Annotated in this window: 22 protein-coding genes; 8 read left to right on the plus strand and 14 right to left on the minus strand. The window is 31.2% G+C overall.

The features are described 5' to 3' along the window. Positions 1 to 113: 113 nt before the first annotated feature. From ACW9UN_RS11095 to uvrB, 8 genes are all read right to left on the minus strand, one after another. Positions 114 to 1,724 carry an Eco57I restriction-modification methylase domain-containing protein gene (locus tag ACW9UN_RS11095; RefSeq protein WP_459486333.1) on the minus strand — a complete coding sequence of 537 codons (1,611 nt, stop codon included), beginning with the start codon at positions 1,722 to 1,724 and terminating at the stop codon, positions 114 to 116. After that, positions 1,711 to 4,689, minus strand: a complete 2,979-nt coding sequence (locus ACW9UN_RS11100) for an Eco57I restriction-modification methylase domain-containing protein (RefSeq protein ID WP_459486334.1) — start codon at positions 4,687 to 4,689, stop codon at positions 1,711 to 1,713. The genes ACW9UN_RS11095 and ACW9UN_RS11100 overlap by 14 nt, the downstream gene beginning before the upstream one ends. Before the next feature lie 2 nt (positions 4,690 to 4,691). Continuing rightward, on the minus strand, positions 4,692 to 5,027 hold the full coding sequence (locus ACW9UN_RS11105) for a helix-turn-helix domain-containing protein (protein ID WP_459486335.1): 336 nt from the start codon (positions 5,025 to 5,027) through the stop codon (positions 4,692 to 4,694). Between the two features lie 690 nt (positions 5,028 to 5,717). Next, on the minus strand, positions 5,718 to 6,917 hold the full coding sequence (locus tag ACW9UN_RS11110) for a glutamate-5-semialdehyde dehydrogenase (RefSeq protein ID WP_459486445.1): 1,200 nt from the start codon (positions 6,915 to 6,917) through the stop codon (positions 5,718 to 5,720). A gap of 10 nt (positions 6,918 to 6,927) precedes the next feature. Then, positions 6,928 to 7,698, minus strand: coding sequence for a glutamate 5-kinase (gene proB / locus ACW9UN_RS11115; protein WP_459486336.1), 771 nt, complete (start codon positions 7,696 to 7,698; stop codon positions 6,928 to 6,930). Between the two features lies 1 nt (position 7,699). Next, positions 7,700 to 8,506 (minus strand): pyrroline-5-carboxylate reductase, encoded by an 807-nt coding sequence (proC, locus tag ACW9UN_RS11120; RefSeq protein ID WP_459486337.1) that lies wholly within the window; start codon positions 8,504 to 8,506, stop codon positions 7,700 to 7,702. A 54-nt stretch (positions 8,507 to 8,560) separates the two neighbouring features. Then, complete coding sequence (locus tag ACW9UN_RS11125; protein WP_459486338.1) at positions 8,561 to 9,001, minus strand: GNAT family N-acetyltransferase; 441 nt, start codon at positions 8,999 to 9,001, stop codon at positions 8,561 to 8,563. Positions 9,002 to 9,302: 301 nt separating this feature from the next. Then, entirely contained in the window at positions 9,303 to 11,291 is a 1,989-nt protein-coding gene (gene uvrB, locus ACW9UN_RS11130) for an excinuclease ABC subunit UvrB (protein ID WP_459486339.1), read from the minus strand. A gap of 111 nt (positions 11,292 to 11,402) precedes the next feature. Here uvrB and ACW9UN_RS11135 point away from each other — a divergent pair, with 111 nt between their 5' ends. The 7 genes from ACW9UN_RS11135 to ACW9UN_RS11165 all read left to right on the plus strand — a co-directional run bounded on the left by ACW9UN_RS11135 (position 11,403) and on the right by ACW9UN_RS11165 (position 18,135). After that, entirely contained in the window at positions 11,403 to 12,005 is a 603-nt protein-coding gene (locus ACW9UN_RS11135; RefSeq protein WP_459486340.1) for an alpha-ketoglutarate-dependent dioxygenase AlkB family protein, read from the plus strand. A gap of 151 nt (positions 12,006 to 12,156) precedes the next feature. Next, complete coding sequence (gene rluF, locus ACW9UN_RS11140; protein ID WP_459486341.1) at positions 12,157 to 13,065, plus strand: 23S rRNA pseudouridine(2604) synthase RluF; 909 nt, start codon at positions 12,157 to 12,159, stop codon at positions 13,063 to 13,065. Positions 13,066 to 13,150: 85 nt separating this feature from the next. Continuing rightward, positions 13,151 to 14,281 (plus strand): tRNA guanosine(34) transglycosylase Tgt, encoded by a 1,131-nt coding sequence (gene tgt / locus ACW9UN_RS11145; protein ID WP_459486342.1) that lies wholly within the window; start codon positions 13,151 to 13,153, stop codon positions 14,279 to 14,281. 137 nt (positions 14,282 to 14,418) lie between these two features. Next, on the plus strand, positions 14,419 to 15,504 hold the full coding sequence (locus ACW9UN_RS11150) for an LptF/LptG family permease (protein WP_459486344.1): 1,086 nt from the start codon (positions 14,419 to 14,421) through the stop codon (positions 15,502 to 15,504). Then, positions 15,491 to 16,405, plus strand: coding sequence for a DMT family transporter (locus tag ACW9UN_RS11155; RefSeq protein WP_459486346.1), 915 nt, complete (start codon positions 15,491 to 15,493; stop codon positions 16,403 to 16,405). The genes ACW9UN_RS11150 and ACW9UN_RS11155 overlap by 14 nt, the downstream gene beginning before the upstream one ends. Before the next feature lie 74 nt (positions 16,406 to 16,479). Continuing rightward, positions 16,480 to 17,433, plus strand: a complete 954-nt coding sequence (locus ACW9UN_RS11160) for an acetyl-CoA carboxylase carboxyltransferase subunit alpha (protein ID WP_459486347.1) — start codon at positions 16,480 to 16,482, stop codon at positions 17,431 to 17,433. A gap of 3 nt (positions 17,434 to 17,436) precedes the next feature. Beyond that, positions 17,437 to 18,135: a DUF3667 domain-containing protein gene (locus ACW9UN_RS11165; protein WP_459486349.1), complete on the plus strand. Its 699-nt coding sequence runs from the start codon at positions 17,437 to 17,439 to the stop codon at positions 18,133 to 18,135. Positions 18,136 to 18,334: 199 nt separating this feature from the next. Here ACW9UN_RS11165 and ACW9UN_RS11170 read toward each other — a convergent pair whose 3' ends face one another. Both ACW9UN_RS11170 and ACW9UN_RS11175 read right to left on the minus strand, forming a co-directional pair. After that, a complete protein-coding gene (locus tag ACW9UN_RS11170; protein WP_459486350.1) occupies positions 18,335 to 19,372 on the minus strand; it encodes a TlpA family protein disulfide reductase in 1,038 nt (345 codons plus the stop codon). Between the two features lie 391 nt (positions 19,373 to 19,763). Then, complete coding sequence (locus tag ACW9UN_RS11175; RefSeq protein ID WP_459486352.1) at positions 19,764 to 20,543, minus strand: nuclear transport factor 2 family protein; 780 nt, start codon at positions 20,541 to 20,543, stop codon at positions 19,764 to 19,766. Between the two features lie 237 nt (positions 20,544 to 20,780). On the opposite strand from ACW9UN_RS11175, the gene ACW9UN_RS11180 reads away from it, so the two are divergent. Then, the gene (locus ACW9UN_RS11180) at positions 20,781 to 21,227 is read left to right on the plus strand and encodes a winged helix-turn-helix transcriptional regulator (protein ID WP_459486353.1); all 447 of its coding nucleotides are present in this window, start codon (positions 20,781 to 20,783) and stop codon (positions 21,225 to 21,227) included. Positions 21,228 to 21,664: 437 nt separating this feature from the next. On the opposite strand, the gene ACW9UN_RS11185 is transcribed toward ACW9UN_RS11180, so the two are convergent. The 4 genes from ACW9UN_RS11185 to ACW9UN_RS11200 all read right to left on the minus strand — a co-directional run bounded on the left by ACW9UN_RS11185 (position 21,665) and on the right by ACW9UN_RS11200 (position 25,988). Further along, a complete protein-coding gene (locus tag ACW9UN_RS11185; protein WP_459486354.1) occupies positions 21,665 to 23,305 on the minus strand; it encodes a dihydrolipoyl dehydrogenase family protein in 1,641 nt (546 codons plus the stop codon). A 4-nt stretch (positions 23,306 to 23,309) separates the two neighbouring features. After that, positions 23,310 to 24,299, minus strand: a complete 990-nt coding sequence (pdhA, locus tag ACW9UN_RS11190; RefSeq protein ID WP_459486355.1) for a pyruvate dehydrogenase (acetyl-transferring) E1 component subunit alpha — start codon at positions 24,297 to 24,299, stop codon at positions 23,310 to 23,312. A 273-nt stretch (positions 24,300 to 24,572) separates the two neighbouring features. Further along, positions 24,573 to 25,244: a hypothetical protein gene (locus tag ACW9UN_RS11195; protein WP_459486356.1), complete on the minus strand. Its 672-nt coding sequence runs from the start codon at positions 25,242 to 25,244 to the stop codon at positions 24,573 to 24,575. 75 nt (positions 25,245 to 25,319) lie between these two features. Beyond that, positions 25,320 to 25,988, minus strand: a complete 669-nt coding sequence (locus ACW9UN_RS11200) for a M15 family metallopeptidase (RefSeq protein WP_459486358.1) — start codon at positions 25,986 to 25,988, stop codon at positions 25,320 to 25,322. Between the last annotated feature and the right edge of the window lie 31 nt (positions 25,989 to 26,019).

The raw sequence follows: 26,019 nt of genomic DNA on the forward strand, positions 1-26,019 counted from the left end.
AATTTCTTCTTCTGTTAAACCATATAATGTATACACCATTTGGTCTATTTCTTTTTCTAAACTACTGGTGTCTGCTTTTGGGTTTTTTTGTTTAGTTTAAAAGTTAGCGTTGGCTATTTTTTTCCTCTATTCAATCTTCGGTTCGATAGCTTTTTCCATATACTGTCCGCCAAGTCGATTTCTGTATTTGTCAAGCCGTAATTTTCTTTTAATATTTTTTCGTTAGTAAGTTTCAGTAATTCGGATATGTCTTTCTTTTCACGAATCATTTTGTCAATAATTGGCAGTAATTCCGCATTCTTTTCATTGTAAGGCAAGAGGATTCTTTCCACTTCGTTTGGCATTAATTCCAAAACTCCTCCACCGTGACTTCTCCCACAAATCTCAGCAAACGCAAATGATAGAGAATTGTAGTAACTAGCTGTCAACGCTTTTATATTTGTTTGTTCTTTTACGGTTACTCTGTGCATAGTATCTGTTGTAAAAGCTTTTGCTTCATTAATTATTAACTTTGGATACTTATTGTTTCTGCGAATAAACAAAGCGTCTGAAATTCTTTGTGAAGGCACAATTTGCCATTCATCACGAATGCTACATTTATAACCTCTGTGTATTTTCTTTTGCTCTCCCCAAGCAATATAATCTCTAGCTCCAATTGAGCCATTTAGTTCGTCCATTTTCGGGAATGATAAAAAGTGTGTTCGCGCTTCCGAGTTTCTATTTTTAATCCAATCTTTTTCTGTGAAAATAGCACTTGGAACTTGTACACTTCTACCAACTAATGGTTTTGCATACTTTTCTAAGTTGTAGAATTGTACGATAGAAAGCGGAACTGTAAAAAATGGATTTGAACCTGTTGTAATTCCGACTTCTACTTTTGCGTATTCTTTAAGTCTTGGAATTATTTTTTCGTTTTGAAGTTTTTCTAAAAAATCAATTTCATTTTGTTCAAGGAAATAAAAAGTCCATTTGTTTGATTTGAAATCAATTTTCTTTTTTGGGCTTTTTAATTTAGATACATCTAGTTTTTCAAGTTCTTCTGCATCTTTCAATTCTAGGTGTTCTATTAAATGTGTTTTAGATTTATTTTTCTCGCATAACAATAAAACTACTTCTTGCTGAATATCTGGAAAGACTAACTTTTCGAAAGAAACAATGTTTATTTTATTATAAAAATTAGCTAAAAACTCTCGTAAAGGTTGAGCATAAGAAACTTGTAGTATTTCGGCTGGTAATACAAATCCGATTTTGCCTTCTTCTTTTAAAAGTAGAGAAGAACCAACAACAAATGAAACCCAAGCATTGGTTAGTTTAGAATATTTTAGTTTTGCTTTGTCAAAAATGTTAGAAGCAAATTCTTGTTGTTCTCTGTCAAAATATTGATAACGAATGTAAGGTGGATTTCCAACTACCAAATCAAATTTTTGTTTGGTGTTAATGCAGAAATCGTGAAAGTCGGCATTGATAACTTTGGTATTGTCCAAGCCAATTTTCTTAGACTTTTCAGCTTCAATTTTGTCAAACTCTATTGCAGTAACAGAATTATATTCATAACCGCCTTTTTGTATTTCTTTAAGGAATACGCCATCTCCACAACTCGGTTCTAAAATATCAAGTTGTTTATTCTCGTTAAATGCCCATTTTAAAACAAATGATGCAATTGGTTCTGGTGTATAGAATCCACCCCTTAATTTTTCCTTTGATGCTTCTTTAATTAGTTGCATAAATCTCAGAAATTAGAGGGATAAGGTTATCGGATTCTCCCAAGTTAAACAAAGTTTTAAGTGTGTCGTCTAGTTCATATTTTAAGCTGTTAAACTGACGTTGTAAAGGAATTAATGTTCTTTTATTTCCTTTACTATCATCTATTTTTCTTTGAACATCAATTAATTCTTTTTGAATTTTTGAGATTTTATCGTGAATATCTTTCTCCGATTTTGTGTCAAAATCAATAAGCCTAATTGGTAGCTTTTTGAGCACTTTAGTACCTCTTGCGATATAACCACCTCTGAATACTTCTCCAATTAGTGCAGAAAACCATTCTAAATATTTAGAGTTCAATAAAGCTTGAATGTAGTAGATTGAATAAGGAAAGTTATCAGGTAGAGTAATCATACAATAACCTGCTGTACCACCAGAAGATATTAAAGTTCCAAAATAGTCAATTGCATATTTATTGCCTTGTGCTAATACTCCAACAATGATTTTTGCAGGTACATCACATTTGTCTAAACTTTGATGTCTACCATATCTATACCATTCATTTTTTGTCTGAGGTTCAGGTTTAATGTCTCGCTTATCGTTATCAAGTTTATCCTTGTAGTGATGTAAAAATTTGTATGTTTCAGGATAATTAGCTTTTAAATCAGCTATTTCTACAAACTCAATTCCTTTTTTAGTTTTTAAATAAGGATAAATAACAAATGAGTTTGGCGAAAATGGGCGATAAGTATATAAATTATCTTCTCCGCTAGAAGTCTTGAAATAAGGTCTAGTTAATGTTTTCTCAACTTTCCATTGAACACCATCTTTTTTGAAATAAAGAAAGTGTTTATCTTCTTTTTCTATCGAATGAATATAAACGCTATTGGCACTTGTTTGAATGCCATTGTATATGTTTTCAGAACCAATAAGCTCCTCTAATTTCTTAGATTGTGAAACAATTGATGTGTATATTGGTTTTAAGATACTTGGATAAAGCACCCAACCATCTGCTTCTAAAGAATCTATTTTGAATTCGTCAAAATGTTCCTTTCCAATATTTCTTGTTTTCCAATTTTTGATTGAGTTTACCTCAAGATATTTGAGTTGTTCTAGCTTTTCTTTTTTGAGAATTAAAAGGCAAGTGTAAGTAGTTTTATTCTGAAAAACTTGATTTGCACCAAAGGATATTATTTGTTGAATGGCTTTATTATCGACAAGTAATTCTCTCAGTTTTTTTCCAGCTCCAACTTTTGCAAACTTGCTTGGAACTATATAGCCAAAATATCCGCTATCTTTCAAAAGTTCCAAACCTCTTTCAATGAAAAGAAAATACTTATCGAATTGCTTAAAAGATGATTTAAATTTCGATTTGTAAATAGGCAGTTCAAGAGGCGTAAACTCTTTCATATGCTCTGTCGCTAAATATGGCGGATTACCAACGATTACATCAAAACGAGTTTTGTCGAAATTAAAAGGATTTATTTCGTTTTGATTTTTTTTGTTGGTTTCAGATTGTTCAATTAAGCTATTTCCGAACTGAATATTTTGGTCAAGAGTTGGTAATGCAGGCGTTGTTATAGTTTTATTATTTTCATTTTCAAGAAGTTTCAATAGTAAACCAAATTTACAGGCTTGAACAGCATTGTAATCTTTGTCAATACCAAAAATACAATTCTCTAAAACTTTCTTTTTGATTTCAAAAGGTAATTTGAAAGTAGTTATTGATGTTTGAATTAGTTTTTTATTATCATTTACCAAGTAATAATCAATGAGAATATCCTGTAATAATTGATAAGTTTCTAATAAAAATGCACCAGAACCGCAAGCAATATCTGCAAATGAGGAATTTATAATTTCTTTGTCAGTTTTATTTTTGCAATGTTCAACAACTGTTTGTCTTAGAATATCTTGAATGATGAAAGTTGGTGTGGTTACAATATCTCTATCAACATTTTCAGGTTTCTTTTTTAAGAGAATTTGTCCGTTTTCTATTGCTAATTGTTCTCCAAGAAAAATTTCATATATGTTTCCCAATATGTCAGAAGCAAAAACTGAAAAGGAATAAGTGCTTTCAGGGAAATATAAATCTTTGATTATTTCCCAAAATGCGGAAGAGCTATCAGAAACTACCTTTTCCGTTAAAGGCTGATTAAATAAACCTGCGTTATATTTTTTGTCGGCTTCTTTGAATTTTTTGATGAGCGAAGTGAAATCATTATTTTCTGCAAAGTTTAAAAGTGTTTTATAGGTTTCTAAATTTCGGTCTTCACAAACTCTTAAAAATATGATACTATTGATATAAGACTGAACGATATCGTTTAACTCTTCTATACTTAAGTCAGGTTTGTGCGAGTAAATTTCTTTGCCCAAAACGATTCGCCATTCGTTAATATGAGAAAGGAATAAATCATCTACACTTGAAAGTTTTAATTGCTCTTCAATTTCTTTCCAAGTTTCATCAAATTCTCCAGAATAAACCGCTTGATTGCTTAATTGCTTTTTTATGTCCTCAAAAGCGGATTCGTATTCCGTATAGTGATATAGATTGATTCTAGATTTTGTTACTAAATCATCTTTTTCAACTTTTCGTGAGCAATCATAGATTGCCAAATATTCAAAATTGGATAAAACTGAAATTTTAAGTTTTGCAGTAAAGCCGTATCTACGAATTTGCTTTGCAGGTTCGTTGTCGCTTTCAATTTTTACGTTCGGCTTTTTAGCTTCTAAAAAGAATTTTCGTTCTGAAAAAAGGCGAAAAGTATAATCAGGTTTTTTGGTGTTGGAACTCGCATCTGTTTTTAGTCCTTCTTCTACTAAAACTTCACGTTCGTTTGTCGCTTTACCAGTCGAGTTTTTAATATCCCAACCAAGCATTTCAAATAATGGGTCAAGAAAATCAGTCCTAAGTTGAGTTTCGTTGTAGTCCGCTTTTAGATATGCTTCTCTATTCGAATGATATTTTTTAACAAGGTCTTTAATGTTCATATTTATTTTAAGTCCAATGAACCTTGTTTAAGATTCTTATTTTTTAAATATTTAATTTTTTGTTCTGCGACTTTTAAAATTTCGTTGGTATTTTCTTCTTCGATAATTTGATAAGCTACTTTGTCGCTAAAAAGTATAAGTCCAAGATTTTTTTCCTCTATTCCGAATAATTCCGCTAATATTGGAAGCATTTCTTTATTAGCGCTTCTTTCTCCGCGTTCAATTTTTCCCAATGTTGATGGGTCAATATCCAGTTTTGATGCAACTTTTCGTATCGGAAGATTTTGATCTTCCCTTAATTTCCGTAAGTACTCTCCAAACGACTGTTTCGTATTCATTTTGTATTGTTTTTCCTGAAATTATATTCAGGACAATAATTGTCCAAATTTAACTATAGATTTTGTATTTCTATCTAAAAATTTCGATTAATTTATTTAGGTGGTGTGGTGTTGAGTAAAGGTAAATTCTTTTTATTATTAACCCATTGGAAAATAATTTCTTTTAAGTAAGTATCTTACTATGATTACTATAGAGTTTCTAAACAGATATTTTTATACTCCATACCTTTACTATTTTATCTTAGAAGCCTTACTATTGTGTAGCGCATCCGTTTCTATTTTGTAAAAATACTAGTATAAATAGATAAAAATACTAGTATAAATTTATAAATATTGTAGTATAAATTTATAAAAGTTGTAGTTTATTTTAATATTGTAACCAAGTGCGCTACAAAATATAGTATAGCAGAAGAATTAAAGGTACAGCATAAAAAGCAAGTACCCAAGGCATTGTTTTGTAGAATTATCAATTTTTTAAAATAAAAAGATACCTGAATAGCAGGCTGTGTTTTATAAAAAGAGGGGAGTACAAGTGAATAGCTTTGAATTCCGCTTGTAATTTTAAAATCGAATACCTTGTACAGACTTTGTGCAACAGTATTGCAATTATAAAAAAACAAAGGCTACAATAGTTTGGTTGCGCTATTCAAATTTGTGTTTCCCCTCTTATTCTATAAGGCGTTTAACGCTTTAGTTGCGTATATGCCCTTCACCAATAATATAATATTTGTTGGTAACCAGCTCTTTTAAGCCTAAAGGCCCTCTATGATGTAATTTGTCTGTACTTATTGCCAACTCTGCACCTACACCTAATTGACCACCATCTGTAAAACGCGTAGAAGCGTTTTTGTAAACAGCAGCACAATCTACTTGCTCCATAAAATTATTGGCATTTTCTGTATTTGTGGTCATTATTGAGGCAGAATGCCCTCCAGAAAATTTATTAATCATGGTTATGGCTTGCGCTACATTATCAACAGCACCCATACAGCACTTTAACTCTAAAAATTCTTGTTGCCAAATCGTTGCGTCTGTAATTAATGGTTGATTTGCTAAAACCTTTTGAATGTCCTCATCAACTAAAATAGTAACCTTTTTTTCTGTTAAAACCGTTTGAAGTTCTTTTACTTTTAATTCGAAATTTTCGATGTTTTTGTTGATCAGGATTTTATCTAAAGCATTACAAGCCGATATTTTATCGGTTTTTGCATTAATGATTACAGCAAGTGTTTTTTGCCAGTCTGCATGCGCATCAACATATAAAAAATTATTACCTCTACCACTTATTAAAACCGCACAGTTGGCATGCTCTTTTACAAAGTTAATTAAACGTTCTCCACCTCTTGGTACAATTAAATCTAAAGGTTCTGAAGGGTTTTTTAGAAAAGCTTGCGTTTCTGTTCTGTTTAATTGCATCAACTTAATATACTCTGTACTTAAATTATTTTCGGTTAAGGCTTTGTGCCATAAATCAACCAAAATAAGATTACTATTTATAGCTTCTTTACCTCCTTTTAACAAGATTTTATTGTTGGCTTTAAACGCTAAAACAGCAGCCTCTATGGTTACATCTGGTCTTGATTCGTAAATAATCATGATGGTTCCAAAAGGCGCAGTTTTGTTGGTTACTTGTAATCCGTTGTCTAAATCTTTATGACTAATAATTTGATTTACTGGGTCTTCTTGCGCTTTAACTTCATTAATGGCTTGGATCATTCCATCAATTTTTTGATGGTTTACAATCAAACGATCAAACATGGCTTGATCTTCTTTCTGAAATGCGTCTAAATCTTTTTTATTGGCAGCCAGTATGGCTTCTCGATGTTCATCTAGAAGGGTTGCCATACTTTCTAATACGTTATTTTTTGTTGTTATGTTTAGTAATTTCATCATTTAAATTTTAAAGTGCCACTTTTGTTCCTACAGATTTACCGTCAATAATATCAATAATGGTATTGTCTCTTTTACCATTTGCAATAAAAGTAGGGATGTTGTTTGCTGCTGCTTCTTGAGCATAATCTAGTTTAGAACCCATGCCACCTCTACCTTCGCCAGGTTTTTTGTTGCTGTCTTTGATGTACTTGTCTAAATCGTCATCTGGGTTTACGTTAGCTATTAAATCACTACTCTTTGCATCTGGATGCCCTGTGTACAAACCGTCGATATCTGTTAAAATAATGAGTTTATCTGCATTCATTAATTGTGCAATTAAACTTGCCAACTCGTCATTATCAGAAAACATAGACATGGTTACAGAAACAGCATCATCTTCATTGGCTATTGGTACAACCCCTTCTGCCATTAAACCTTCGCAACAATTAATCATATTTTGTCTGTGCACACCAGGACTAAAATCTCTTTTAGTAGGTAGTACTTGTGCGCATTTCATGCCAAAATCATTAAAAAGATTGTAGTATTTACGCATCATTCTTGGTTGCCCAATAGCAGAATATACTTGACGTTTTTGTGTTTCGTTTTCAATTTTAGATTCTCCTAACACCTCTTTACCAGCAATTACAGATCCAGATGAAACAAGAATAGTCATAATACCTCTTTCATATAATTCTGCCACTTGTTGTACCAAGCGTCTTAAAACAGGTCTAACAATTCTGTTATCTCTGTTGGTCATTACATTGGTGCCTACTTTAATTACAATTCTTTCTTTATACATTTTAATGTTCTTTACCTAATTCTACAGCTCTGTTAAAAGCAGCAAAAGCAGCTTCTTTTATCAATTCGTTTACATTATTATCTTCCATAGAATCTAGTGCAGCACGTGTTGTACCTCCTTTAGAAGCTACTTTTTCCATCCAAGAATTCGGGGATAGGTTAGATTGATTAAAGAGCTCTACAGCACCCGTAAAAGTTTGACTTACCAATACAGTTGAATCTTGTTTAGAAAAGCCCATTTTAAGTGCGGCTTCCATCATACTTTGCATAAAGTAGAACACATAAGCAGGACCACTACCCGAAATTCCGGTTGAAGCATCAATCAATTTTTCGTTACTTACTTCCATTGATTTTCCTGTAGTATCTAAGAGGCTTTCAACGGTTAATTTTTCTAACCTAGAAACTTCAGGCGAGGTTACGTAAGAGGTTAAACCTTTACCAATTTGTGCGGGTAAATTTGGCATGGCTCTAACAATTTTTGCCAAACCAGAATATTTTTTAATATTATCGATATTAATACCAGCCATTATTGATACCAATACTTGCCCTGGTTTTGTAAAAGGCTTTAATGCTTTAAACAAGTTTTCGGCATGGTATGGTTTTACGGCTATAAAAATAATGTCTGCTTTTGGCACACATTCTCCAAGTTCTTTAAAAGCATCAAAATGAGAAATCTCATTGAGTTCTTCTAATTTTTCTTCAGAATTGTCTAAAACCATAATGTTTTTCTTCTTTAATAATTTAGATTTAGACATGCCTTCTGCATAGGTTAACCCCATATTACCAGCACCGATTACTAAAATTTTCATCTTATTTTATTTAGTGTTTATGAATATTAATATTTATGTTCTGTTATGCAATGATTATTGTTTATTCAAAGTCATTTGTACTTTGTGGTCTGTAAAACCTATTTTTTTGAACAAGCCAATTGCATTATTTTCTTTTTTTATGTTAATAGTAATGTTGCCATTGCAATAACCAATGGCTTCTTGTAATAATTTTGTAGCTATTCCTTTATTTCTAAAGTCTTTATGCACCACTAAGTACACCAAAAGATTTTCGGATTGGTACTCACTCATACCTGTTTTATTAATTACTAATGCACCAAGTATTTGCTCTTTTTCTTCCATAACAAATACATAGCCTCCTAAGCTAGGAATTTCTTTTGCGGCATATAAAAGCGATTTTCTTATGGCACTTTTAGGGTCTTTAGGTTCATTTAAGTGTTGGTGTAAGAATTTGGTAATGCCATTAATATGTAAAAATGACATCCTTGTGAATGCATCAAAGGTGTTGATAATCATTATTGTAAATTGATTTTTATCATCAAAAAAGATGACAAGGTGATATGCTTTAAAGCTTGTGTGTTTTTTTTAAAAACCGAAAAACTATAGTAGAAATTATAAAAGAGAAAGTTAGGTTCTCTAATTTCTTTAAAAGAGAGGGTGAGGAGGTATGAATTTTTTAGATTGATTTCTAAAAACTAAAAAATTAAAGTTGAATATTCTAAAGTTACGAACCTGATGTATCCTTATTTTCATAGTGCAAACTTACAATTTTGTAAGGCTTCAAACAAGTGATACTTGTTTTATAATTTTTTTAAGGCTATACTTGCTCTTTTAACACCTTAATTTCATCACGTAATTTAGCAGCAATAATAAAGTCTAATTCTTTAGCCGCTTTTTCCATTAACTTGCGTTTTTCTCTAATTCGTTTTTCTATTTCTTCTTTTGGCAAATACTGTAACTCTTGTTCTGCTGCTACTTGTTTTGCGTTGTCGTAATGATAACTTGATACTGCTGACTTGGTTAACGTATCTTCAATTTTTTTGTTGATTTGAGTAGGTACTTTATTGTGTTTGGTGTTGTAAGCAATTTGAATTTCTCTTCTTCTATCGGTTTCATCAATGGTTCTTTGCATACTATCTGTTATTTTATCAGCATACATAATAGCCAAACCATTTACGTTACGTGCAGCTCTACCCACAGTTTGCGTTAACGATTTGTTATTACGTAAAAAACCTTCTTTATCAGCATCTAAAATAGCGACTAAAGAAACTTCTGGTAAATCTAAACCTTCTCGTAAAAGATTTACACCAATTAAAACATCAAAGAGTCCTTTACGCAAATCTTGCATAATTTCTACACGTTCTAAGGTATCTACATCAGAATGAATGTACCTACAACGAATATCCACTCGTGTTAAATATTTGGTCAATTCTTCTGCCATTCTTTTGGTTAAGGTAGTAACCAATGTACGTTCGTCTTTTTCTACTCTAATTTGTATTTCTTCAATCAAATCATCAATTTGATTCAGGCTTGGGCGTACTTCAATTGGTGGATCTAATAATCCTGTAGGACGAATAATTTGCTCAACAAAAACACCTTCTGTTTTTTGCAATTCGTAATCTGCTGGTGTTGCAGAAACAAAAATGGTCTGGTTTTGAATGGCTTCAAATTCTTCAAACTTTAAAGGACGATTGTCCATAGCTGCAGGCAACCGAAAACCATATTCTACTAAGTTTTCTTTTCTACTTCTGTCACCTCCATACATGGCATGGGTTTGTGGTACAGTTACGTGGCTTTCGTCAATCACCATTAAATAATCATCAGGAAAATAATCTAACAAACAGAAAGGTCTTGTGCCAGGTTCTCGACCATCTAAATAACGAGAATAGTTCTCAATACCAGAACAATACCCCAATTCACGAATCATTTCTAAATCGAATTCAGTGCGTTCTTGCAGTCGTTTAGCTTCAAGATGTTTGCCAATTTCTTTAAAATAATCTACCTGTTTCACCATGTCTTCTTGTATTTGATGAATGGCATTTTGCAACACATCAGGAGAGGTAACAAACAAGTTTGCAGGATAAATGGTTAAGTGTTCAAACTGCTCAATAACGGAATTGTTTTCTAAATCGAAAGCTTCAATTTCTTCAATTTCATCACCAAAAAAATGCACACGATACCCATTATCACCATAAGAAGGATAAATGGTTACCACATCACCTTTTACTTTAAAGGTTCCACTTTTTATTTCAACTTCGGTTCTAGAATACAAACTTTGCACCAATTGATGCAAGAATTTAGTTCTTGAAATCTGTTGATCTCTATGAATGGGAATTACGTTTTTCTTAAATTCAGTAGGATTTCCAATACCATACAAACACGATACAGAGGCTACAACCAAAACATCTCGTCTACCAGAAAGTAAAGAAGAGGTGGTACTTAGTCGTAAACGCTCAATATCTTCATTGATGGATAAATCTTTTTCGATATACGTTCCAGTAACAGGAATGTAGGCTTCTGGTTGATAGTAATCGTAGTAGGAAACAAAATATTCTACCGCATTTTCTGGAAAAAACTGCTTAAACTCAGCATACAATTGCGCTGCTAGGGTTTTGTTATGTGCTAAAACTAGCGTAGGTTTTTTGACTTCTTTTACCAAATTAGCCACTGTAAAAGTTTTCCCTGAACCAGTAACACCTAATAAAGTTTGAAACTTTTCGCCAGAAATAACGCCTTCTGCAAGTTGTCTAATAGCTTCTGGTTGATCTCCTGTAGGAGCAAATGCTGATACCAATTTAAATTCCATTTGGTAAAAATACGACTTGTTTCAGATTTTTAAAATACATTATGATATAAATAAACGGTATTTAGAGCGCAGTCCAGAAATCTCTCAAATATTTTTGCCTAATTTTGTGTTATGGATTTATTTTCTTCGGATACAATAACAAACATTTTACCATTTGATGGTATTACAAATTACCATGGAATTGTTTTAGACCAACAACAATGTGATTTTTACTATCAACAATTGTTCACAACCATCAACTGGAAAAATGATGAAGCGATTATTTTTGGAAAAAAAATCATCACCAAAAGAAAAGTGGCTTGGTATGGTGATGCTGAATATTCCTACACCTACTCTAAAGTGACAAAAACGGCTAACATCTGGACAAAAGAGTTGTTAGCACTTAAAGAAATCGTTGAAAAAGAAAGTGGTGAAACGTACAATTCGTGTTTACTGAATCTCTATCATTCAGGGGATGAAGGAATGGCTTATCATTCAGATGGAGAAAAAATGTTGAAAAAAAACGGGGCAATTGCATCATTATCTTTAGGTGCAGCCCGTAAATTTTCTTTTAAACACAAAGAAAACAAACAACGAATTGATGTTTTTTTAGAAAGAGGGAGTTTATTGGTCATGAAAGGAACAACTCAAACCCATTGGTTGCACAGGTTGCCACCCACAAAAAAAGTAAATTCGCCACGAATTAATTTAACGTTTAGAACGATAGAACTTTAGTGTTAAGGGCACTATTTTCACAGATTTTTACAAATCCGTATTTTGTTATATTGAATTATTCGTGAAAATTGGTAAAATCTGTGTCAACTTTTTAGTTTTACATAAATCAATGCAAGATAAATATTGATTATTTTTGTCAAAATTCTATTTCTTGGAAAACAACAATCAAAATTCTGTTAACCTTAATAAATTTATCAGTTCTACTGGTATTTGCTCACGTAGAGAAGCTGAAAAACTCATTGTAGAAGGGCGAGTAACCCTCAACGGAAAACCAACACAATTAGGAAATCGGGTGTTTACAAATGATGTAGTAAAAGTTGATGGACGTGCGTTAAAACCCAAACCAAAAACCTTATACATTGCTCTAAATAAGCCTGTAGGTATTGTGTCTACTACAGATTCTCGAGAAAGAGATAATATTGTAAAAGCGGTAAACCATCCACAAAGATTATTTCCCATTGGTCGTTTAGACAAACCCTCTGAAGGTTTAATTTTTTTAACCAATGATGGTGATATTGTTAATAAAATTCTACGTGCAGGAAACAATCACGAAAAAGAATATGTGGTTTCAGTTAATAAACCTATTGATACACATTTTATTCAAAAAATGAGTAGTGGAATTCCGATTTTAGGAACAGTTACCAAAAAATGTAAAGTTGAAAAAGTATCAGAAAAAGTTTTTAAAATAATTCTTGTTCAGGGTTTAAACCGACAAATTCGAAGAATGTGTGAGTATTTGGGGTTTGAAGTTACTAAATTAAAGCGTACACGAATTATGAATGTTGAGCTAGGTAACCTTAAAGCGGGTGATTGGCGAGAATTAACTCAAGAAGAGTTAAAAGAAATTAATAAAATGATTGCTACATCTTCAAAAACAGAAGAAGCATCAATTACCATTGCTAAAGAAAATAAGCCAAAAGCCACACAAAAAAAGAAATCAAATAGAAAACCAGCACCCGCCAAAAACAACTTTAATAAAAAGAGTGCTTCTTTCAGAAAATCATCACCAAAAAACAAAAGAAAAACTACAGGATTCTCATCAAGAAAAAAACGCAGATAAACTTTACAAAAATCATGTAAAAAGACCACTTAAATTAAGAATCTTTTAATTTTTCAATTCTTAAATAGTAGTATCTTTGCCAGCAATGAATTTTGACTTAATAACAACAGACCCTAAAAGTAAAGCAAGAGCAGGAACCATAACTACAGATCATGGAGTGATTGAAACACCCATTTTTATGCCTGTAGGAACTGTAGGAACTGTAAAAGGTGTACATCAAACAGAGCTTAAAACAGAAGTAAATCCTGATATTATTTTAGGAAATACCTATCATCTATATTTAAGACCCAAATTAGATATTTTAGAACAAGCTGGTGGTTTACATAAGTTTATGAATTGGGATAGAAATATTTTAACAGATTCAGGTGGATATCAAGTATATTCCTTATCAGGTCGTAGAAAAATTAACGAAGAAGGGGTAAAATTCAAAAGTCATATAGATGGTTCTATGCATTTTTTTACACCAGAAAATGTGATGGAAATTCAACGAACCATTGGTGCAGATATTATTATGGCATTTGATGAATGCACACCTTATCCATGTGATTATAACTACGCAAAACGTTCTATGCACATGACGCATAGATGGTTGAAACGCTGTATGAATCATCTAGAAAATTTACCATTTAAATATGGTTACGAACAAACGTTTTTTCCAATAGTTCAAGGAAGTACGTATAAAGATTTACGAAGACAATCTGCTGAATATATTGCCAACGCTGGTGCAGAGGCAAATGCTATTGGCGGACTTTCTGTTGGTGAACCAGCAGAAGAAATGTACGCCATGACAGAAGTAGTTACCGAAATTTTACCAGAAGATAAACCACGTTATTTAATGGGAGTTGGTACTCCAATTAATATTTTAGAAAATATTGCTTTAGGTATTGATATGTTTGATTGTGTAATGCCAACAAGAAATGCCAGAAACGGAATGTTATTTACAGCACATGGGACCATTAATATTAAAAATAAAAAGTGGGAAAATGATTTTTCTGCAATTGATGAAATGGCAATTACCAATGTAGATACGTATTACTCTAAGGCTTATTTACGTCATCTGTTTGTATCAAAAGAAATGTTAGGCAAACAAATTGCATCAATTCATAATTTAGGGTTTTATGTGTGGCTAACTCGCGAAGCTAGAAAACATATTTTAGCTGGAGATTTTAGAGAATGGAAAGACAAAATGGTAAAACAAATGGATAAGCGTTTGTAATTTTTAGACATTAGACATTAGAAGTTGGAAGTTGGAAGTTCGTGAAAAAGAATTTCAAAGTAAAATTAAAGAAATAAGTTAAAAATAATCACTTCGTAGAAGTCCTTCCCTTTGGGAAGGATTTAGGATGGGCTCTTATGAAAATAATAGATTGGTACATATTAAAACGATTTTTGGTAACATTTTTGTTTACCTTATTAATTTTGATTCCTATTGCTATAGCTATTGATATTTCTGAGAAAATTGATAACTTTTTAGAGCATGCAGACTTAGGGTTTTATCAAATTGTAGATGAATATTATAAGAATTTTATCATTTATTATACCAATACTTTTATGCCCTTGGCATTATTTATTGCTGTAATTTTATTCACTTCAAAACTATCAAACAATACAGAAATTATAGCCATTACCAATGCAAAAGTTTCCTTTACAAGATTTTTATATCCTTATTTTATTGGAGCTACTTTAATTACTATTTTGTCATTGGTTATGAATCATTTTGTGGTGCCTATAAGCAGTAAAACTAGAAAAGGTTTTGAAAAAGAATATTTGAATAATAACAGGCAAAAATACGAGTTCAAGTATATCAATGATTTTAGTTTACAACTTACAGACAGCACTTATATTTTTATACGAAACTTTAATACAGAAAATAATCGAGGCTATGATTTTACTTCTGAATTGTATGATGGATTAAAATTAAAATCAAAATTATTTGCTGATAATATTCAGTATCGTGATTCTACTTTTTCGTTAAGAAATTGGAGGTTAAGAAAATATTATAAAGACAGAGATAGCATCTTTTCTGGTAATAAAATAGATACTGTTTTTAATTTTACACCTAAAGATTTAATTTATAAATCGGCATTATCTCAAGAAATGCCTTCTGATGAATTGTACGAATTTATAGAAGTCTCTAAAAAGAGAGGTGTTAAAAATTTAAATGCCTATTTGGTTGAATTTCATAAAAGAACAAGCTTGCCCATAGCTTCTTATATTTTAACTATTATTGCAGTTGCATTAGCTTTTAGAAAAAGAAGAGGGGGTACAGGTGTTAACCTAGCCATTGGGGTAGGTTTAATGTTTATGTATGTTTTCTTATTAAAAATTTCAGAAGTTTTAGGGGCGGTTGCTGGCGTAAACTCACTATTATATGTTTGGATGCCAAATATGTTTTTTGGTTGCGTTGCTATTTATTTATATTTAAATGCTAGAAAGTAAGTTAAAAAACTACGCCCTGTTGCACCTAATTGTATTTATTTGGGGGTTTACTGCTATTTTAGGTGCGTTAATTACTTTAGATGCCATTCCTTTAGTTTTTTTTAGAATGGGTTTAGCTGTGCTCTTTATTGCTATTTACTTTATAATTAAAAAAAAGAGTTTTCAAATTGATAAAAAAGCAATGCTAAAGTTTCTTTTTACAGGAATTGTGATTGCATTGCATTGGATTTTCTTTTTTAAAGCCATAAAAGTTTCTAATGTTTCAGTGGCATTAGTTACCATGAGTACAGGCGCTTTTTTTACCTCTTTAATAGAACCTCTTTTCTTTAAAAGAAGCATAAAATCAGTAGAAATATTATTAGGGGTATTGGTAATTGCTGGTTTATACATCATTTTTAATTTTGAAAGTGAATACCGTTTAGGAATCTTATATGCGCTAATATCTTCTTTTTTAAGTTCATTATTTGCTGTTTTAAATGGTTTGTTTGTTAAAAAATACGACGCAAATAGAATTTCTTTTTACCAACTCTTGTTTGGTACTTTGTTCGTGCTTGTGTACTTATTGGTAACAAATGCCCTATCTTTATCTTTCTTTGATTTACCTAAAATGGACTGGGTGTATTTATTTATTTTAAGCAGCATTTGTACAGCATATGCGTTTATAGCTTCTGTTAAAATAATGAAATACTTATCGCCTTATACTGTAGTGCTTACCGTAAATTTAGAACCTGTTTATGCAATTATACTGGCTATTTTGGTTTTTGGAGATAAAGAAAAAATGAATACAGAATTTTATTTAGGCGCGTGTATTGTTATTGGCGTTGTTTTAATTAACGGAATTCTTAAAAATAAATCGGCTATAAAACAGAAGTTTCAGCAACGTTTAAAACTAAAAAATTAATTTGATTTTGTAAAAGAAAGTAATTTTTATAGTATGTTTGCTTATCCAAATAATTGAATCAAAATAACAACATTATGGAATATTTAGATTTTGAAATGCCAATAAAAGAGTTGCAAGATCAACTACAAAAATGTCAGGTTATTGGTGAAGAAAGTGATGTTGATGTTACAGCAACTTGTAAAAAAATTGAAAGAAAATTAGCTGCGGCTAGAAAAGATATTTATAAAAATTTAACACCTTGGCAAAGAGTTCAACTGTCAAGACATCCTAATAGACCTTATACTTTAGATTATATCAATGCAATATGTGGTGATACTTTTATGGAATTGCATGGAGATAGAAATGTTAGAGATGATAAAGCCATGATTGGTGGTTTAGGTAAAATAGGTGATCAATCGTTTATGTTTATTGGGCAACAAAAAGGCTACAATACCAAAACGCGTCAACTAAGAAATTTCGGGATGGCAAATCCAGAAGGATACAGAAAAGCCTTACGCTTAATGAAAATGGCTGAGAAGTTTGGTATTCCTGTGGTTACTTTGTTAGATACACCTGGAGCATACCCTGGTTTAGAAGCAGAAGAACGTGGCCAAGGAGAAGCTATTGCTAGAAATATTTTAGAAATGACTCGCCTAAAAACACCAATTATTACTATTGTTATTGGTGAAGGAGCATCAGGAGGTGCTTTAGGTATTGGAGTAGGAGATAAGGTGTATATGATGGAAAATACTTGGTATACTGTAATTTCTCCAGAATCTTGTTCATCAATTTTATGGCGTAGCTGGGAGTTTAAAGAACAAGCTGCAGAAGCTTTAAAATTAACAGGTGCTGATATGAAAAGGCTAAAATTGATAGATGGTATTATTAAAGAACCCGTTGGTGGAGCACACTCTAATAGACAAGGTGCTTTTGAGGCTGTTCAAAACCAAATAATCAATGCCTTTGCTGAATTAAAAGATTTAAATGAAACAGATTTGGTACTTCAAAGAATGGAAAAATATGCAAATATGGGCGTTTATAAAGAGTAAAATGTGCCTTGCATAAACTGCAATATCGAATTTGAAGGACATTTTTGTCCAACTTGTGGAGAGAAGAAAGATGTAGATAGAATTACTTTTCAATCTATTACTACATCTGTATTTTCAGGGTTTTTAGATATGGATAAAGGGTTGTTGTACAATCTTAAAAACCTAACACTTCATCCTAAGAAAACAATTCTGCAATATGTTAATGGAAAAAGACGCCAAGTTTTAAATCCTATAAGTTATGTAATTATAACCATAAGCGTTTATTTGTTTCTTGGCAGTATATTGCCAAGAGCAGAACGACCAGAAGTTTCTAAAACAGACCTGTTTAACGCTCAGGAAATGGGTATGAAATTGGGGTATTTTATTCGAGATAAAATGAAATTTCTTTGGTTTACTTATGCCATTTATACCTCAATTTTCACAAAGTTAATTTTTAAGAAATATAATTTCTTCGAACATTTAGCAATCAATTGTTTTATCTTAGGACATGCCACCATCTTAGCAATTTTAACAAGATTGGTTTATAGTAGAGAAATTATCATCTTTAATTTTTTGGTTTATGCTTATATTTCAATTTTACTGTATAAAGTATTTAAAGATCCTAAAGATGCTTTTGGCTCTGCAGCAATATCAATTTTAGTGGTATTTTTAAGTTTTCTTTGCTTTTTAGGAGTTCCGTTTCTATTGGTAAATTTTTTGTAATATAAATTTGACAATAATATTTATTTGGTTTTCTTATCAAAAAAATCACCTTACAATAGTTGATTTTTACTAAATAACTTGATTTATAATTAAGTACTACTGGTTGTGAACTAGATCTAAATTTTTGTGTAAACCAATAAGGTCTTTAAGTTTTTAAACTTAAAGACCTTATTTTTAAAAGAATTTATAGAAAATACAATTAGATTCCTAAAGACGTAAATAACGATTTTAATTGTGGGTCTGAAGGTCTTGGAGCGTTAGCATTTACAATGTTTCCTTCAGGATCTATCAAAATAAACCTTGGTATGGCATTTATCTGGTAAGCTTGTTGAAAAGAATAATCTTTACCAGACCATAATTGTACGCCACTTAAATTGCGTTTTTCTACAAAATCGCGCCATTTTTGTTCAGCAGCTTCCCAAGAACCACCACTTCGTCTAGATTCATCAGTAGAAATACTAACAAATTCAATGTTTTTATTGTGATAATCTTCTTCTAAAGTTTTTAAATAAGGTATTTGTTGAATACAAGGCCCACACCAAGTTGCCCAAACATCAATATATACATATTTACCTTTAAAATCATCTAAAGACATTTTACCTCCTTTTATATTTATATAATTTTTAAATTTAGGAGATGGTTTTCCTTTACCCATAACTTTACTTTGCTCATACGCATTGTTAAAATACGTAACCAACTGCTCATTTTGTTGTTTTACAGTGGCGTATAAAGTACTATCTAAGTTGTTGTAAGCGTTTAAAATGCTATCATAATCTGTCTTTAAATCCTCTATTTTTTTACGGAAAGCTTTTTCATCAAGATTTAAAATTAACTGAGGATTTCCAATAGATTGTCCTTTTTTAATTTGTGCTAGTATAAAATTTGAGTTCGAAGCTCCGTTTCCAGAATATTTGAAACTTTCCATAAAATTATCTGAATTACCATTTAAAGTAATATCAAAGCCATTTTTTAAATAAATAGGTGCTACCTTATCTACAGCAGTTTGTAGAGTGTAAATTTCACCTTTATCACTTTTTAATTTTAAAGTGTCTTTAAAAGTACCTTCTGCACCAATTTTAATTTCTTTAATAATACCTTGTCTATTGGCAATAGCTAAAATGGAATCTTTATTGTTTTCTAATTTTCCAGAAAAGGTAAGGTAGTCTTTAGGTTTCTCTTGGCTACAAGCAACCATTATTAATAGCCCTAAAAGTAATGTACATGCGTTTTTTGTCATCGTAAATAAAAAATTTTTGCTAATATATAACATATAATGTCATTAATGATGTTAAAACTTAGCACGCTACTGATTTTTAGAGATCATTACAAAAAAGGTAGCCCTAAATAAGACTACCTATTTTAAACTAAAGTTAATTTAATTTAAAACTACTGATTATTAGTATGTTATAATTTTTATTCTTTGAGATGAATTTCATTTCGACTGAAATGGAGAAATCTTAATTTAAATTTGAGGTTTCTAGGCTATACTATCTGTTTCTCATGCTACTTTCTATAAAAATTTATTTTTATCTCAGTGATGCTCGAAATGAAAATCTGTTGTTTTTCAGTAAAATAAACCTTATATAGAACTCACGTTAAACTGTTGTTTTTAGGATTTTTATAAACAATTAAAATCCGAACATTCCATTAGTATTTGCTAAATTTTCAGTTGGTATTTCTTGAATTACATCCCAATGCTCCACAGCTTTACCATTTTCAAAACGAAGTAAATCATAGAAAACCTGTTTTTTACCACTCCATTCTCCTTCACTAATTGTTAAAACAAAATTACCTTCACCTAAAACTTTATGGATTTTTGTATACTTGAACATATTGTTTTGAGAGGTCAAATATTTTACTGCCTCAACAATACCACTCAATCCATCTTTTATAGAAGGATTATGCTGATGATATTTTTCAGAACTGATATAGTCTGTTATTTTATTTGGATTTTTACCCATCAAAATATCTCTAACCATAGCTGCTGCGATTTCTTTATTTTTATCAGTTTTGCTTAAATCAGTAATATCTGTTGCTCCATCAGTTTGTGATCTTCCACTGGCAGTTTGAGAAACAAAAGGTTGTAAGGCATCCCAATGTTCTGCTATTTTTCCGTTTTCGTTAAAACGTAAAATATCAAAAGAAACCATTTTTTCGGCCCCAAAAGGTTTTGCTCCTGTCCAAAATTGATGTAATACTACAAAATTTCCATCTTCAATGGCTCTTATGGTTTGAGCTTTTGTTCCGTTTTCTTTCAATATAGGAAATAGACCTATAAAAGGAGACAATCCTGTTGGTAAAAAAGGATTATGTTGAATATAATTTTCAGTTGCTAAAGCTCGTACTTTTGCTTCGTTTTGTGAGGTTACAGCTTTTACAAAAGCTATAGCAGTTTCTTTTTTAGTCATTTTTGTTTTTGTTGAGTTAGAATTTGTTTTTGTTGATGTACAACTTAAAAACAGGCTTACAATAAGGGTAATGAAGATTGTATTTTTCATAAGTAAAAGAAAGATTTAAAATTATTACTTGTTTTATACAAGCAAATATATATAATTACTTTTGTTTTGCAAGTAAAAAAATGAATAATTGCATTTTACAAGTAAAAATAGATTTTGATATATTTGTATATCAATTCAAAAAAAAGAATGGATTATAATTTTAGATGCGATTGCCCGTTTACATCTGCTTTAGATGTAATTGGAGATAAATGGATTTTGGTAATTATTAAACAGATGTTGATCGAACATAAACAAACATTTAAGAGTTTTGTTGAAAGTGATGAAGCAATAGCTACAAATATTTTGAGTACAAAATTGAAGTGGTTAGAAGATTTTGGAATTGTTTTAAAAACGAAGCTACCTACTAATAAAAAGTCAAATATTTACCTTTTAACAGAAAAAGGGTTGGCATTAACGCCATTAATTGTAGAATTAGGTTTATGGAGCGATCAGTATTTAAGAGAGTTTCATCCAACTCTTGTAGATGGTGTATCTATGAATATATTGCGTAAAGATAAAGTTCAATTTACAAAAAATGTTGAGCAAAGTTATAGAGATATTTTAGCAGCAATCAATATAGTAACGAATGGTTAATGTATTGATTTGTTACGTATTTTTAATCAGCTTGTTGAACTTTAACACTAAACAAACTAATTAGGTTATACTTTATCATCTTTAAATTGGTTATTTTATAATATCGCACCAAGATCTAACAGGATATGGTCAATTATTCCTTTAATGTTAAAGTCCGAAAACCTTAATTCATCCATAAGGTTCTTTCTATCTTTATCTAGTATATAGCAGAATATTAAGAAAAATATGATTATATCATGAGAAGTGTTTTCATTTGTTTCCTCTGAAATTAGATAATAAAATAGTTAATCTTTTATGGATTGATTTTTTTGTTTAAGCTTATGAAATTATTATTTGATTTTTTTTGAAGAAAATCAATAAGAAAAACATTCTTTTGTAAATCAAAAAAACCTAAACAATTACGTTTAGGTTTTTAGCATAATTAATTTAAAGAAAAACTAAGCTAGCATTGTAACAGGATTTTCTATAAATGTTTTTAATGTTTGTAAGAATTGAGCTCCTACAGCACCATCAACTGTTCTATGGTCACAGGTTAATGTTAAATTCATAGTGTTTCCAACTACAATTTGACCATCTTTAACTACAGGTTTTTGCACAATAGCACCTACAGATAAAATAGCTGAGTTAGGCTGATTGATGATTGATGTAAAATTATCGATACCAAACATTCCTAAGTTAGAAACAGTAAAAGTACTTCCTTGCATTTCAGCTGGAGCAATTTTTTTGTTTCTAGCTTTACCTGCCAAATCACGAACAGAAGCGCCAATTTGTGTTAAACTTAATGTATTGGTGTGTTTTACAACAGGTACTAATAAACCATCATCTACAGCAACAGCAACACCAACGTGAATATGGCTGTGATAAATAGTGGTATTATCATTCCAAGACGTATTTACTTGCGGATGTTTTTGCAATGCCATTGCACAAGCTTTTACTACCATGTCATTAAAAGACACTTTTGTATCTGGTATAGCATTGATTGTTTTTCTAGAAGCCATTGCATTGTCCATATCTACCTCAATATTTAAACTGAAATCTGGAGCAGAAAATTTAGAATTCCCTAAAGATTTTGCAATTGCTTTACGCATTTGAGAGTTTTTAACCTCTTCCGATTTTTCTTCGCCTGCAGCAACGAAAGTCTGTGCATCAGCAGGAGCAGCTTTTGTTTCAGCAACCTTAGCAGCAGGTGTAAAGTTTTCAACATCTTTTTTGATGATTCTTCCATTTTCACCCGATCCAGAAATATCAGCTAAATTATAGCCTTTGTCAGCAGCAATTTTCTTAGCTAAAGGTGAGGCAAAAACTCGTCCACCTGAGTTATTAGCTGTTGAAGCGTTTGAAGAATTTTCTGATTCTTGAACTGGTTGTTTTTCTTCTTTTTTTTCAACTTTAGCTTCAGGTTTAGCCTCTGACTTTGCATCAGAAGAATCGTTAGAACTAGCACCACCTTGAGCTACAATTGCAGAAACGTCAGTACCTTCAGGACCAATAATAGTTAACAGACTGTCTACAGGAGCTGTTTCACCTTCTTGAACACCGATGTGTAAAATGGTTCCTTCATAAAAACACTCAAATTCCATTGTTGCTTTATCAGTCTCAATTTCAGCTAAAATATCACCTTCTTCAACTTTATCACCCACTTTTTTTAACCAGGTAGCTACTGTACCATCTGTCATAGTATCACTTAAACGTGGCATTGAAACCACATTAACACCATCAGGGATTGTTACAGTGTCTTCGCTCGAAGAAGCATCAGGAGTTTCTTCCTCTTTTACTTCTTCTTTGTTTTCTTCTTTTTTTGGTGCCTCGCCTTCTTCTAGTAATCCAGAAATATCTTCCCCTTCTTCTCCAATAATTGCTAATAATTTATCAACAGGAGAAGTTTCACCTTCTTGAATACCAATGTGTAATAAAGTACCTTCATGAAATGATTCAAATTCCATAGTAGCTTTATCGGTTTCAATTTCTGCTAAAATATCACCTTCTTCTATTTTATCTCCAACTTTTACCAACCATTGTGCAACAACACCTTCTTCCATTGTGTCGCTTAAACGCGGCATGTTTATAACTGTAGCCATATTTTTAACTTATAAAAGGATAATCTTCTTGTTCATATACCATATCATATAATTGTTGAGTTTCTGGATATGGAGATTCTTCTGCGAATTTTTCGCATTCTTTCACCATAGACTTCACCTCTTTATCAATTACAGAAATTTCTTCTTCTGTAGCGTAACTCTTTTCTAAAATGATATTTTTTACTTGAGTTATTGGGTCAATTTTTTTGTAATCTTCTACTTCGTCTTTTGTTCTATAATGTTGAGCATCAGACATTGAATGCCCCCTATATCTGTAGGTTTTCATTTCTAAGAAAGTAGGTCCATCACCACGTCTTGCTCTTTGAATAGCTTCATCTATAGCTTCTGCAACTTTTACAGGGTTCATAGCATCTACTGGTCCACATGGCATTTCGTATCCTAAACCTAATTTCCAAATATCAGAATGATTTGCGGTTCTTTCTACTGATGTACCCATGGCATATTGGTTGTTTTCACAAATAAAAATAACAGGCAATTTCCAAAGCATTGCTAAATTGAATGCTTCGTGCAAAGAACCTTGTCTTGCAGCACCATCACCAAAACAAGTTAAGGTAACAGCATCGCTTCCTTTATATTTATCTCCAAAAGCAATACCAGCTCCTAAGGGAATTTGACCACCAACAATTCCATGACCACCATAAAAACGAAACTCTTTTGAGAAGATGTGCATAGATCCTCCCATACCTTTTGAAGTTCCTGTAGCTTTACCAAATAACTCGGCCATTACACGTTTAGGATCTTCTCCCATACCAATTGGCTGAACGTGATTTCTGTAAGCAGTTATCATTTTATCTTTCGATAAATCCATAGCATGTAAAGCACCTGCTAAAATAGCTTCTTGACCATTATAAAGGTGCAAAAAACCTCTTACTTTTTGTTGAATGTAAACGGATGCTAACTTGTCTTCGAACTTGCGCCAAAAAAGCATGTCTTTGTACCAATCTAAATAGGTTTCTTTGGTGATTTTTTTCATTTAATGAATTGTTGTTTGTTTAATCGTTTAACCAAAATTAATATTATATCAATACAAAAATAACTGTTTTATAAAGAATAAAAAAACTTGTGATTTTAAAATTTAAATAAATATGAAATTGTTTTCTAGAATAATTAGAAAATACAGGGTGTTATTATTGTAAAATATGTGATTTTGTTAAAAATACTAGTTTTTACAGGTTAATTTTGCATTATTATAAATTAAACTTATAAAAATTAAGTTTTATTGAAATCTGTAAATATCCTTAGTAAATTACTTGTCTTTAGAAATCATTAATGTAGCTTTTGCACCTGTTGCTAAATTCCATTCGTTAGAAGAAATGAGCATTCCTTCATCATTAAAAACTTTAAAAGCTGCTGTATTTGGACCAGAAGTTCCTTGATTTAAAGCTTCGATAACAATTTTATTTAGTCCAACTTTTAGAGGGATATTAAATTTTTGATAGTTTTGTTGTAGTGTGATGTTATAAATTACTGGAATATCATTTACAAAAATAGTAACTCTATCTCCATCAGGATATTGATAATCTCTGCATATAATGTTTACACTTTTAGAATTAGATCTAAAGCTACCTAAGTCTTGATCTATCTTAGGAATAATGTACTGACCATTTATTTTTTTAAAAGATTTTAAAAAACGTTGTTCATTTAGTTTAGCCTGTGTAAGTATGCCTTTGTTTTTTAAATTGTCTTCTTTTTGTTTTTTTTGTAGTTTTTGTTTTTCTGCCTCATAGGCTTTTTGAAATCCTTGTAAACCTTTTAACTCTATAGAATTTGGTCTGCTTACTTCTTTAGCATTTTTTAGGGTAATTGCTTTTACTTTACCTTTTTTTTCTGTGCCGTTGTTTGTGTCTAACTGCGCTAACATTTCAGAAGAAAAAAAGAATAAAATAATAAAAAGAAAAGATTTAAAAATTGTTTTCATATTAATGGTTTCTAGCAATTACAGAACAAATATAATGCCGATTTTACACGACTTTGTTTAGTTTTTGTTAAAATATTATTTTACAGGAAAATTGAAATAGGTTTTTGGGTACGGTTCGTCTTTTAAGGTAAAATGCCACCACTCGTTATCATAAGGTTTAAATCCGTTTTTTAACATCATTCGTCTTAATAACATTCTGTTTTCTTTTTGCGATTCTGATATTTTTCTGTAAAAAGGATGAGAGCGTGTGCCAAAAAAATCATAAGGACTCCCCATATCTAATTCTTTGCCTGTTTTAAGGTTTACAAGTGTTACATCTACTGTGCTGCCTCTTGAGTGCCCAGATTTTGAGGCTATATATCCTAAATTAAACAATTGTGATTTTGATACTTTAGGATAATATTGTTTTTTCATTAATGTATCATTAATTACCTTTGCCCACCTTACAAAATGATTCACAGCTTGTTGAGGCCTGTATGCATCAAAAATTTTTAAACTTAAACCGTCTTTTTTTAGTTTTGTTTGTATTTTTTTTAAGGCTAGGGCAGTTGGTTTAGAAATTATGATACAATCGTTGATGTAACCATCAATAGGTTTGCCTATAAAATTATTAGTACTGAGGTATCGTAATTCTTTTTGAATAGATGCATCAACATTTTGCAAATACACAAAACCTTTGGGTAAATTTTGCGAAAAAACACCCATTGATATTGATAAAGCTAGTAAGTAAATCATTTTTTTCATTAATGTAAAATTACAGAAAAGATTTTAGTTT

It is taken from the genome of Polaribacter litoreus, assembly GCF_054584775.1.

What these genes read in the sequence shown, in the direction of transcription:
- uvrB (WP_459486339.1), bottom strand. Translation starts at nt 11,291, where the DNA reads ATGGAATTTAAATTGGTATCAGCATTTGCTCCTACAGGAGATCAACCA.
- ACW9UN_RS11200 (WP_459486358.1), bottom strand. Translation starts at nt 25,988, where the DNA reads ATGAAAAAAATGATTTACTTACTAGCTTTATCAATATCAATGGGTGTT.
- ACW9UN_RS11170 (WP_459486350.1), bottom strand. Translation starts at nt 19,372, where the DNA reads ATGACAAAAAACGCATGTACATTACTTTTAGGGCTATTAATAATGGTT.
- proB (WP_459486336.1), bottom strand. Translation starts at nt 7,698, where the DNA reads ATGTATAAAGAAAGAATTGTAATTAAAGTAGGCACCAATGTAATGACC.
- ACW9UN_RS11195 (WP_459486356.1), bottom strand. Translation starts at nt 25,244, where the DNA reads ATGAAAACAATTTTTAAATCTTTTCTTTTTATTATTTTATTCTTTTTT.
- ACW9UN_RS11135 (WP_459486340.1), top strand. Translation starts at nt 11,403, where the DNA reads ATGGATTTATTTTCTTCGGATACAATAACAAACATTTTACCATTTGAT.
- ACW9UN_RS11100 (WP_459486334.1), bottom strand. Translation starts at nt 4,689, where the DNA reads ATGAACATTAAAGACCTTGTTAAAAAATATCATTCGAATAGAGAAGCA.
- ACW9UN_RS11155 (WP_459486346.1), top strand. Translation starts at nt 15,491, where the DNA reads ATGCTAGAAAGTAAGTTAAAAAACTACGCCCTGTTGCACCTAATTGTA.
- ACW9UN_RS11160 (WP_459486347.1), top strand. Translation starts at nt 16,480, where the DNA reads ATGGAATATTTAGATTTTGAAATGCCAATAAAAGAGTTGCAAGATCAA.
- ACW9UN_RS11095 (WP_459486333.1), bottom strand. Translation starts at nt 1,724, where the DNA reads ATGCAACTAATTAAAGAAGCATCAAAGGAAAAATTAAGGGGTGGATTC.
- ACW9UN_RS11180 (WP_459486353.1), top strand. Translation starts at nt 20,781, where the DNA reads ATGGATTATAATTTTAGATGCGATTGCCCGTTTACATCTGCTTTAGAT.
- ACW9UN_RS11110 (WP_459486445.1), bottom strand. Translation starts at nt 6,917, where the DNA reads ATGAAATTACTAAACATAACAACAAAAAATAACGTATTAGAAAGTATG.
- proC (WP_459486337.1), bottom strand. Translation starts at nt 8,506, where the DNA reads ATGAAAATTTTAGTAATCGGTGCTGGTAATATGGGGTTAACCTATGCA.
- pdhA (WP_459486355.1), bottom strand. Translation starts at nt 24,299, where the DNA reads ATGAAAAAAATCACCAAAGAAACCTATTTAGATTGGTACAAAGACATG.
- tgt (WP_459486342.1), top strand. Translation starts at nt 13,151, where the DNA reads ATGAATTTTGACTTAATAACAACAGACCCTAAAAGTAAAGCAAGAGCA.
- ACW9UN_RS11175 (WP_459486352.1), bottom strand. Translation starts at nt 20,543, where the DNA reads ATGACTAAAAAAGAAACTGCTATAGCTTTTGTAAAAGCTGTAACCTCA.
- ACW9UN_RS11185 (WP_459486354.1), bottom strand. Translation starts at nt 23,305, where the DNA reads ATGGCTACAGTTATAAACATGCCGCGTTTAAGCGACACAATGGAAGAA.
- ACW9UN_RS11125 (WP_459486338.1), bottom strand. Translation starts at nt 9,001, where the DNA reads ATGATTATCAACACCTTTGATGCATTCACAAGGATGTCATTTTTACAT.
- ACW9UN_RS11105 (WP_459486335.1), bottom strand. Translation starts at nt 5,027, where the DNA reads ATGAATACGAAACAGTCGTTTGGAGAGTACTTACGGAAATTAAGGGAA.
- ACW9UN_RS11150 (WP_459486344.1), top strand. Translation starts at nt 14,419, where the DNA reads ATGAAAATAATAGATTGGTACATATTAAAACGATTTTTGGTAACATTT.